Raw genomic sequence first — 8,383 nt, 5'->3', positions numbered from 1 at the left:
CCCTGCGCCTGCGTCTTCTGACCGCGCGACCTCACAGAAGCCTCCAGATTCCCATGTGTCCTGAGCCGTGATTCATTTCCGCCAGAGAGTGGAGGTGAGCATGGCGGGATACGATTTGAGCGACGAGGAATGGGCGATTGTCGGGCCGCTTCTGCCCGGGCCGGGGAAGGGCAAGCGGCGGGTGGATGACCGGCGGGTGGTGAGCGGCATTTTCTCTGTGCTCAAGACCGGCGCCCCCTGGCGGGACCTGCCGGAGCACTACGGCCCCGACACCACGGTCTCCAACCGCTTCAACCGCTGGGCCCGGCGCGGCATCTGGTTGAAGATATTCGAGGAACTGGCGGCACGCTCCCCGCAGTCGATGCAGCTCATAGACTCGTCCATCATCCGGGCTCACCAGCACGCCGCCGGGGCAAAAGGGGGGTGCGGATCAAGCCCTTGGCCGTTCTCGTGGCGGACTGACGACCAAGATCCACGCCGTCGTGGACCAGGATGGCCTGCCGGTGAAGCTGGCGAACACCCCCGGGCAGGCCTCGGACAAGGCGACGGCTCCGCTCCTGCTGGGGGCGCTGCCCCCGGCCATGGTGATCGCCGATCGCGGCTATGACAGCATGGGCCTCGCTACCTTCGTCGCCGAGCGTGGCGGGGTGGCGCAGATCCCAACCCAGAGCCGTGTGCGCATCCAGCGCTCGGTCCCCAAGGAGCTCTATAGGCAACGCAACCTGGTCGAGCGGTTCTTCTGCAAACTCAAACAGTTCCGCCACATCGCCACCCGCTTCGAGAAGCACGCAACCAACTTCCTGGCTGCCATAGCCCTCGCCGCAACACGCATCTGGGTCAAAGCTATTGAGTCCGCTTCCTAGGCGTCACTGCTCCGGGATCTCGCCGATCTCGTGCCTACGGTCTCGGGCCCCGACGGCCTCAGTAGCCGGCGAAGGTCCGCGGTGGTGAGGCGGACTCAGGCCTCGCTGGTCTTGCAGGTCGCTTCCGAGTAACCGTCGCCTATAGCGGAGATCATCGCCTTGTCGCGCGCCTCCTGCAGCGTCTCCCCGGTGGTGTGGTAAGTTTTGGAATCTTTTCCCATCCTGCAGACGGTCTTGTACTCCTTCTCGGCCATTGCGATTCCCTCCCCTGGCGCGAAGGAGCATACCATGGCTGCACCGCTTCAGGCACGCCCGTGACCGGGCGGATCGCCATCCTCGGCTGGGGGTCACTGCTCTGGGACCTTGACGATCTCGCGCCGAAGGTGGCGGGCGACTGGGCGCTGCGGGCCGGGCCGCGGCTGGCGATGGAATTCAGCCGCATCAGCCCCAAGCGCCGGATGAGCCTCGTGGTCTGCCTCGACCCCGACGAGGGCACGCCCTGCGCCACGCATGTCATCCGCTCGTGCCGCACGGCGCTCGGCGCGGCGGTCTCCGACCTCGCCGCCCGCGAACGCGCGCCGCTCCACCGAATCGGCTGGGCCGAGGCCTCCGGCCGCGGCGAGGGCCGGATGCCCGAGGTCGTCGCGGCGGTCGGGACCTGGTGCGCGGCCGAGGGCTGGGACGGCGCGGTCTGGACCGATCTCGAGCCGAACTTCCGCGCGACGACGGGAGAGGCCTTCACCGTGGCCGCCGGACTCGCCTATCTGCGCAGCCTCGAGGGCGAGAGCCTCGCCGAGGCGCAGCGTTACATCCGCCGCGCACCCTGGACCACGCGCACGCGGCTGCGCCGCGCGCTCAGCGCCGACCCCTGGTGGCGCGGCCTGCGCCCCCCGCGTTCCTGACCTCGGATCCGCCTGAACGCTGCGGCGAATTGCGTCGGCTCTGGAGGCACCGCCGGGATGGGGCGCAGATGCACGCCGCCCAACGTCGGGGCGATCCTCCCGAAACGGCTCGGCGCCCCGCCTTTTTTCGGCGATCGCAGCCCCGCGCAGTAACATCGACCGCCGCCCCGCCGTATCGCCCGTCGAGGTGGACGGGAGGCGGCGATGTTCCTTGCATCTGGCGGTTTGCGGCATTCGCTCTTCGGCCTGCCCCTGGTCGCGCTCGCCGCGGCGGCCTCGGCGGAGACCGCGCCCGAGCGCATCGAGGTCGAGGGCGAGATGGTCGACAGCTGGTGCTATTTCTCCGGCGTGATGGGCGGCTACGAGGCGGTGGTGGGCTCGGCGCATCACACTTGCGCGCTCTGGTGCGCCAAGGGCGGCATTCCGGTGGGGCTGCTCGCCGACGACGGGACGATCTATCTGGTGCTCCGGCTCGAGGGCGCCGACCCGCTGGCCGAACCGGAGACGCTGCTCACCGTCGCCTCCGACCGGCTGGCGGCCGACGGGCTGCATTACCAGCGCGACGGCGTGAACTACATCGTCGTGGAGAACGTCGTCGAAAACCTGGGCATCACCAACCACAACCACGAGGATTACGGCCCGGTCCCGGGCTTCGCGATCCCGGAGCCGGGGCAATGAGCGGCGCGGGCCTTCTCGCCCTCGCGCTGGCGCTGCCGGCGGCGGCGCAGGCGCAGGATTTCAGCGCTGGCAGCGCCGCCAAGTCGTGGGGCCTGCTCGGCGAGGAGAACGCCCGCTTCGAGGCACTGGTCGTCGACGTGCTCTGCGAGCTCGGCGGCGACTGCCCCGAGGATTGCGGCGGCGGCGCGCGTCAACTGGGGCTCCTGCGCAGCGCCGACGGAGTGCTGGTCATGCCGATGAAGAACGGCCAGCCGGTCTTCTCCGGCGCCGTCGCCGATCTCCTGCCCTATTGCGGCGAGACGGTGGAGGTCGACGGCCTCCTGGTGGGCGAGCCGGAGGCGACTCCGGCCAAGTTCTTCCAGGTCCAGACCATCCGGCGGCCGGGCGAGGCGGACGCACGGCCCGCAAATCGCTTCACCGAAGCCTGGGCCGCGGCCAATCCGCAGGCCGCCGCCGAGGGCGGCGAGTGGTTCCGCGCCGATCCGGACGTGCGCGCGCGCATCGAGGCCGAGGGCTATCTGGGGCTGGGGCCCGATGCCGACGCGGCCTTCATCGCCGAATGGTTCTGAGCCGCGCCCATTTCCTCGCGGCGCTCTTCGCCGCGGCATCGCCGGGGCTCGCGGAATCGCCCTTCGGCGGCGCCATCGGCGGTCCTTTCGAACTGGTGGACCAGCGCGGCCACGCGCGCAGCGAGGCCGATCCCGCCGGCCGCCCGCAACTCCTCTTCTTCGGCTATGCCAGTTGCGACGGCATCTGCTCCCATGTCCTGCCGGCGATGGGCGAGCTTACCGAGGCTCTGGCGGCCGACGGGCTCGCGGTGACGCCGGTCCTGATCACCATCGCCCCCGAGCACGACACGCCCGAGACCCTCGCCAGGGCGCTGCCGGCCTTCCATCGCGACTTCGTCGGCCTGACCGGCGACGCCGCGGCGCTCGCGGCGGCGCGGGCGGCCTATCAGGTCGAAATCGAGACGCTCTTCGAGGACCCCGCGGGCCGCCCGGTCTTCGCCCATGGCTCCTTCGTCTATCTTCTCGATGCCTCCGGCACGGTGCTGACGCTCATGCCGCCGGTTCTCGGCATCGACCGGATGGCAGAAATCGTGGAGGGCTACCTGCAGGCACCCGCGGCCGGCGGCTGAAGGCCGTTCCGGCGACGCCCCGCCGGATTGCCGCGCGGGTCAGAACGTCGCCGAGGCGCCCCCGTCCACGAGAAGGATCTGCCCCGTGACGTAGCGCGCGTCGTCGGAACAGAGGAAATAGACCGGCCCGGCGATATCCTCGGGCTCGGCCCATCGACGCATCGGGATGCGCCCGTATTTCACGTAGATGTCGCGGAACCAGTCGGCATCGTATTCGTGCGAACCGTCGGGCTGGATCGACATGAGCGTATTGACGAAGCCCGGACAGAGCGCGTTGACCGTCACTCCGTCCGGCGCGAGATCGGCGGCCAGGGCGCGGGTGAAATTGACGATGGCCCCCTTGGCGGTGGAATAGGGGATCGAATCCGGCCAGCCCCGGATGCCCATGATCGAGGCGATGTTGACGATCCTGCGCGCGGGGCCGGCCTTGAGCATTGGCCCGAGCATGGCGAGCGTCATGCGCACCGCGCCGTTCTGGTTGACCTCGACGGCCTCCGCGTAGCGTGCCATGCTGATTTCTTTGATGCTGCCGCGGCCTGAGATCGCGGCATTGTTGACCAGAATGTCGCAATGCCCGTGCCTGGCCTCGACGATGCGCGCCAGCTCCGCGACCGAGGCGTCGCTGGCGATGTCCACGACCCGGCCCTCAGCGGCATGACCCGCGGCGCGCAGCCGCGCAGCCGATTCCTCCGCTGCCTCCGCCTTGAGGTCCGCCAGGACGACCCGCGCGCCTTCCCGCACCAGTCGCTCGGCGATCGCGAAGCCGATGCCCTGGGCCGCACCCGTCACCACCGCGACCCGGTCCTGCAACCGCCTGTCCGTCATCCCCCGCTCCCTTTCCTGGCCCGCGGCCTTCAGGCGACCGCATACCTGCGCACGGCCTCCCAATCGACTTCGACCCCCAGCCCCGGCTTCTCGGGCAGGGGTATCCGCCCGTTCTCGAGTCGCAGCTCCTCCCGGGCGAGTTCGCGCCGCAGCCGCTCGACCGCGAGCGTCGGCGGGAGGTATTCGATGAACGGGCAATGCGGCGTGACGAAGGCCAGATGCGCCGTCGCCGAGATCGAGATGCCGGTCTTCCAGCAATGCGGGACGATCAGCATCTCCCGCGCGGCCGCCATGTCGCAGACGATCCGCGCCTCGCCGATGCCGCCCACGCGCCCGACGTCGGGCTGGGCGACCTGGATGCGGCCGCGATTCATCAGCTCCTCGAACTCGAAGCGCGTCGCCAGCCATTCCCCGAAGGCGATGCGCATCGGCGCCCGTTCCGAGACCTTGGCGATCTCGGCGAGGCTGTCCGACCAGATCGGCGTCTCGAGAAAGAAGATCTCGAATTCCGCCCAGTCCTGCACCACCGACAGGCAGGTCTCGGCGTCCTCCCAGAGGTATTGGACATCGACCATCAGCGTCGTCTCCGGCCCGATCGCGCAGCGGACCGCGGCCACCACCTCGCTGTGCCGGTCGTAGGATTCCTGCATCCCGCCATGGGCATAGGGCCCGTTCATCGTGACCTCGGTCTTGATCGCGGTGAAGCCGAGGGCCTTGGCTTCGAGCGCCGAGGCGACCAGCGCGTCGCGGTATTCCGCAAAGGAATGCCCGCCCGGCTGCAGCGAGGCATAGGGCACGATGTGATCGCGGACCGTGCCGCCCAGGAGTGCGTGGACCGGCTTGCCGGCGAGCTTGCCGCAGAGGTCCCAGAGCGCCATCTCGACCGCGCTCAGGGCATGGATGACCATGCCGCGCCGCCCATTCATCGCCGTGCCCACATAGACCCGCTGCCAGATTCCGCCGATGTCGAAGGGATCCTGGCCGATCAGCATCTCGCGGATGCATTGCCCCATCGTATGGGTGCCCGGCGATTCGATGCAGGCCCTGGCGATCCAGGGATTGGCATCGCATTCCCCGATGCCGAGCGTGCCGTCGTTGCTGCGGATCACCACGATCAGGCTGTCCTGGGCCGAGGAGGTGAATCGCGGATCGTAGTCGGGCGCGAGCAGCACCCGGCATTCGACGCTAGCGATGCGGGCGTCGGGCGCGGGCGCATCGAGAACGGGCGAGACGGTGCGCATGATGACCTCGCGAACCTGAGCGGGCCGCTGCGGGGCGGCCGTGCTCCGGAGTCGTCCCACAGCCGGAGGCGCTTCACAAGCCTCCGGGACCCCACGGTAATGGGTCAGGACGCCGGCGCGGGCCGATCACGTGGATCCCGTCGGTCAGGAGCGAGACCGTCTCCCATGGGCGGTGGTCGTGCGCGGCAGCGAGGAACAACGGCCTTGGACATGGCTATGCTGCGCCTCCGGCCGGGAATTCGCGTGCGAGATAGCGCACGACCTTGCCGCTTTCCGGGAGCCTCGCCCTGCCCACCTCGGCGAATCCGAGCGTCGCGTGAAAGGTGTCCGAGGCGGGATTGGGCGGATCCACGTTCACTTCGCAGACAATGCGGCGATGACCGGAGGCGAGGGCTTCGGCGAAGAGGTCATCGTAGAGCCGGCGGCCCAGCCCGCGGCCCCGGGCGCCGGGGGCGACCACCACGCGATCGACATAGACGAAGCGGTCGTAGCCTGCGCGGAACCACCGGAAATTGGGGCTGTCGTAGTCGGCCCGCTCATCGAACGCGAGCAGGAAGGCGTCCACCGTGCCGACGCGCGCGGCGAGGAAAGCCTGCGCGACGAGAAGCTCGAGGCGGCCGGGATCGAGCCGGGAGAGCTCGACCGCATGGGCGTTGTTGAGCGCGAGCAGGGCTTCGCCCAGAGGCGCGGAAAGGCGGAGATCGGCGGGCGTCACCCGCGTCGCGCCATGGGTCATGGTTCGCCATGCATCAGGACCGGTACCTCCGAAGCCGCGTCTGGATGCCGAAGAGATAGATCGAGACGCCCACTAGGACGATGAAGAAAATCGCCATGGCAATGGTCGCCCCCATCTGGGGATCGGCTGACTCGCACCGGGCGCGCGCGCCGCGCTGGTGCATCTCGGGCCGCAGTTCGAGCTTCGCGCGGTCTGGCGCGGCGGCAAAGTCTTGCAATCGTGACCGTCCCCGGCGAGAATCCCGGCGTCGCGACGGGATCCTTCGCGGCGTCCCGTATGATGGACTCGCGCCGATGACCGCAGACCGCTCGCCCTCCGTGCCGCTCTGGTCGGTCACGGCCGTGGTGTCGGTGGTGCTGGTCCTCGCCGCACTCGCGGCAGCGCTCTCGGCTTGGGCCTATACCGGGCAGGCGGCGCGCCGGGTGGAGGACGTGCAGGTCCAGACCGAGCTCGCGCGCGCCTATCAGGCCCGCGCCATCGCTTGCCTCGACCAGGCCGCCGCCTCGCTGGGCGATCCGTCGCGCCTTGCCCGCGCCGAAAGCAGTCTCGAGATTTCCCGGGGCATCACCCTCTGCCTCGTGAAGAACCGCGACTTGGCCGTGGTCGAGGTCGACGGGCTCGCGACATGCGTCCGCGAGGTGGAGATCGCCAACGGCCTGATCGACCCGGCCGCCGGCGCAAGCTTCGCGGCGCCGCCCTGCTGAGGCGAGGCCCTTCACCCTGACGGATCGAGATGGCTGGACAGGCGCGCCGCTTTGGCCACACTCGCAGACCGACCGATCGGAGACGCCGATGATCCGCGCCAGCGCCGCCGCACTCTGCCTCGCCCTCGCCGCCTGCGGCACCACCTACCAGGTGCCGGTGACCGGCAGCCCGGCGGCAACCGTGGTGTCGGCGCCCCAGGCGCCCGCCGGCTCCCGGCGCAGCGCCCGCGACTTCCGCCGTGTCGCTGCCCGAATCGAGCCGGTGGCCGAGAATGTCTGCCGCGAAGAATCGCCTGGGGCGCCGGCCTCCTATTGCGATTACGTCATCCTGCTCGAGGACGACCCCCGCATGCCGCCCAATGCCTTTCAGACCGTTACGGATGCCGGACGGCCGGCGATCGTCGTCGGGGCGAGGCTGCTCGATCAGATGCAATCCGACGACGAGATCGCCTTCGTGCTGTCCCACGAGGCGGCGCATCACATCGCGCGTCATCTCTCCAAGCAGCAGCAGAGCCAGATGCTCGGCGCGCTCATCCTCGGCGGCCTCGTCGCCGCCACGGGCGCCTCATCGGACCCGGCGGCGAACCAGCGGGCCATCGAGGATGCGATGAACATCGGCGCCTTCGTGGGCGGCCGCGCCTGGTCGCAGGATTTCGAGCTCGAGGCCGACTGGCTCGGCGCCTTCATCGCCGCCCGGGGCGGCTTCGACCCCGAACGCGGTGCGGTGGTCTTCGCGCGGCCGGCGCTCGCCTCCTCGGGCGGGCCGGTGATCCTCTCGACCCATCCACCCTCGCCGCAGCGCACCGCCCTCGCCGCCCGGGCCGGCGCCGAGATCCGCCGCCAGCGGGCCGCGGGCCTCGTCCCCCGCCCCGCCTATGCCGAGACGCGATACTGAACTTCAGAATCCCGCCGCCCGTCGCCTGCCGGCCGCGGTCGCGACCCCGTTCACCGATCATGCCCGGACATGAAAGAAGGCGCGAGGACGCCGTGCATGGCCGGTGCATGGCCGATGCACGGATTGTGCATGCCCTGTCCTTGGCTCCGCACCCGCTTCCATCCCTGCAACTCAGGGCCCAAAGAATCTGTGCAGGCGATGTCATTTTCTGCTTGCACCGTCCCGGACCGGACCCTACATACCGCCCACCGAAGCGGACGGGGCCTCGCGGGCCCGCTCTGCGGCGGTGAAATCGGGCAACGGGATGCGGGACGCGTCGAGGTAAAGACGCAGGCCGATAATGTTGTCTGGCGCTCTTTGACGTGATTGATTGAGATGAAGGGATATGCGGGCGGTTTGGT

General features: G+C 69.6%; 12 protein-coding genes. 7 read left to right on the top strand and 5 right to left on the bottom strand.

Annotation, left to right across the window (positions count from 1 at the left end):
- The first annotated feature begins 100 nt into the window (after positions 1–100).
- A protein-coding gene (locus V7050_RS15295; RefSeq protein WP_324369359.1) for an IS5 family transposase occupies positions 101–863 on the top strand; the annotation gives its coding sequence in 2 pieces (ribosomal slippage) (positions 101–417 and positions 416–863; 765 coding nt in all).
- Between the two features lie 95 nt (positions 864–958).
- Here V7050_RS15295 and V7050_RS15290 read toward each other — a convergent pair.
- Positions 959–1,117, bottom strand: coding sequence for a hypothetical protein (locus V7050_RS15290; RefSeq protein ID WP_324369357.1), 159 nt, complete (start codon positions 1,115–1,117; stop codon positions 959–961).
- A 60-nt stretch (positions 1,118–1,177) separates the two neighbouring features.
- Between V7050_RS15290 and V7050_RS15285 the strand changes: the two genes are divergently transcribed.
- From V7050_RS15285 to V7050_RS15270, 4 genes are all read left to right on the top strand, one after another.
- Positions 1,178–1,765 (top strand): hypothetical protein, encoded by a 588-nt coding sequence (locus V7050_RS15285; RefSeq protein WP_324369355.1) that lies wholly within the window; start codon positions 1,178–1,180, stop codon positions 1,763–1,765.
- Between the two features lie 204 nt (positions 1,766–1,969).
- Complete coding sequence (locus V7050_RS15280) at positions 1,970–2,443, top strand: hypothetical protein (RefSeq protein ID WP_324369353.1); 474 nt, start codon at positions 1,970–1,972, stop codon at positions 2,441–2,443.
- The gene (locus V7050_RS15275; RefSeq protein WP_324369351.1) at positions 2,440–3,012 is read left to right on the top strand and encodes a hypothetical protein; all 573 of its coding nucleotides are present in this window, start codon (positions 2,440–2,442) and stop codon (positions 3,010–3,012) included. Before V7050_RS15280 ends, V7050_RS15275 begins: the two co-directional genes overlap by 4 nt.
- Positions 3,003–3,581, top strand: a complete 579-nt coding sequence (locus tag V7050_RS15270; protein ID WP_324369349.1) for an SCO family protein — start codon at positions 3,003–3,005, stop codon at positions 3,579–3,581. Before V7050_RS15275 ends, V7050_RS15270 begins: the two co-directional genes overlap by 10 nt.
- 39 nt (positions 3,582–3,620) lie before the next feature.
- Here V7050_RS15270 and V7050_RS15265 read toward each other — a convergent pair whose 3' ends face one another.
- The 4 genes from V7050_RS15265 to V7050_RS21075 form a co-directional block, all read right to left on the bottom strand.
- Positions 3,621–4,406, bottom strand: coding sequence for an SDR family NAD(P)-dependent oxidoreductase (locus V7050_RS15265; protein ID WP_324369347.1), 786 nt, complete (start codon positions 4,404–4,406; stop codon positions 3,621–3,623).
- A gap of 29 nt (positions 4,407–4,435) precedes the next feature.
- Entirely contained in the window at positions 4,436–5,647 is a 1,212-nt protein-coding gene (locus tag V7050_RS15260; protein ID WP_324369345.1) for a mandelate racemase/muconate lactonizing enzyme family protein, read from the bottom strand.
- Between the two features lie 214 nt (positions 5,648–5,861).
- A complete protein-coding gene (locus V7050_RS15255; protein WP_324369343.1) occupies positions 5,862–6,383 on the bottom strand; it encodes a GNAT family N-acetyltransferase in 522 nt (173 codons plus the stop codon).
- A 13-nt stretch (positions 6,384–6,396) separates the two neighbouring features.
- The gene (locus V7050_RS21075; protein ID WP_442885629.1) at positions 6,397–6,600 is read right to left on the bottom strand and encodes a hypothetical protein; all 204 of its coding nucleotides are present in this window, start codon (positions 6,598–6,600) and stop codon (positions 6,397–6,399) included.
- Between the two features lie 76 nt (positions 6,601–6,676).
- Here V7050_RS21075 and V7050_RS15245 point away from each other — a divergent pair, with 76 nt between their 5' ends.
- Entirely contained in the window at positions 6,677–7,087 is a 411-nt protein-coding gene (locus tag V7050_RS15245; protein ID WP_324369341.1) for a hypothetical protein, read from the top strand.
- 88 nt (positions 7,088–7,175) lie between these two features.
- Positions 7,176–7,982 carry a M48 family metalloprotease gene (locus V7050_RS15240; protein WP_324369339.1) on the top strand — a complete coding sequence of 269 codons (807 nt, stop codon included), beginning with the start codon at positions 7,176–7,178 and terminating at the stop codon, positions 7,980–7,982.
- Positions 7,983–8,383 lie beyond the last annotated feature (401 nt).

This window comes from Amaricoccus sp., from assembly GCF_036846665.1.
Classification (GTDB): Bacteria; Pseudomonadota; Alphaproteobacteria; order Rhodobacterales; family Rhodobacteraceae; genus Amaricoccus.
The sequence above is the reverse complement of the archived record's forward strand: the minus strand, read 5'-3'. Positions and strand labels throughout refer to the sequence as shown.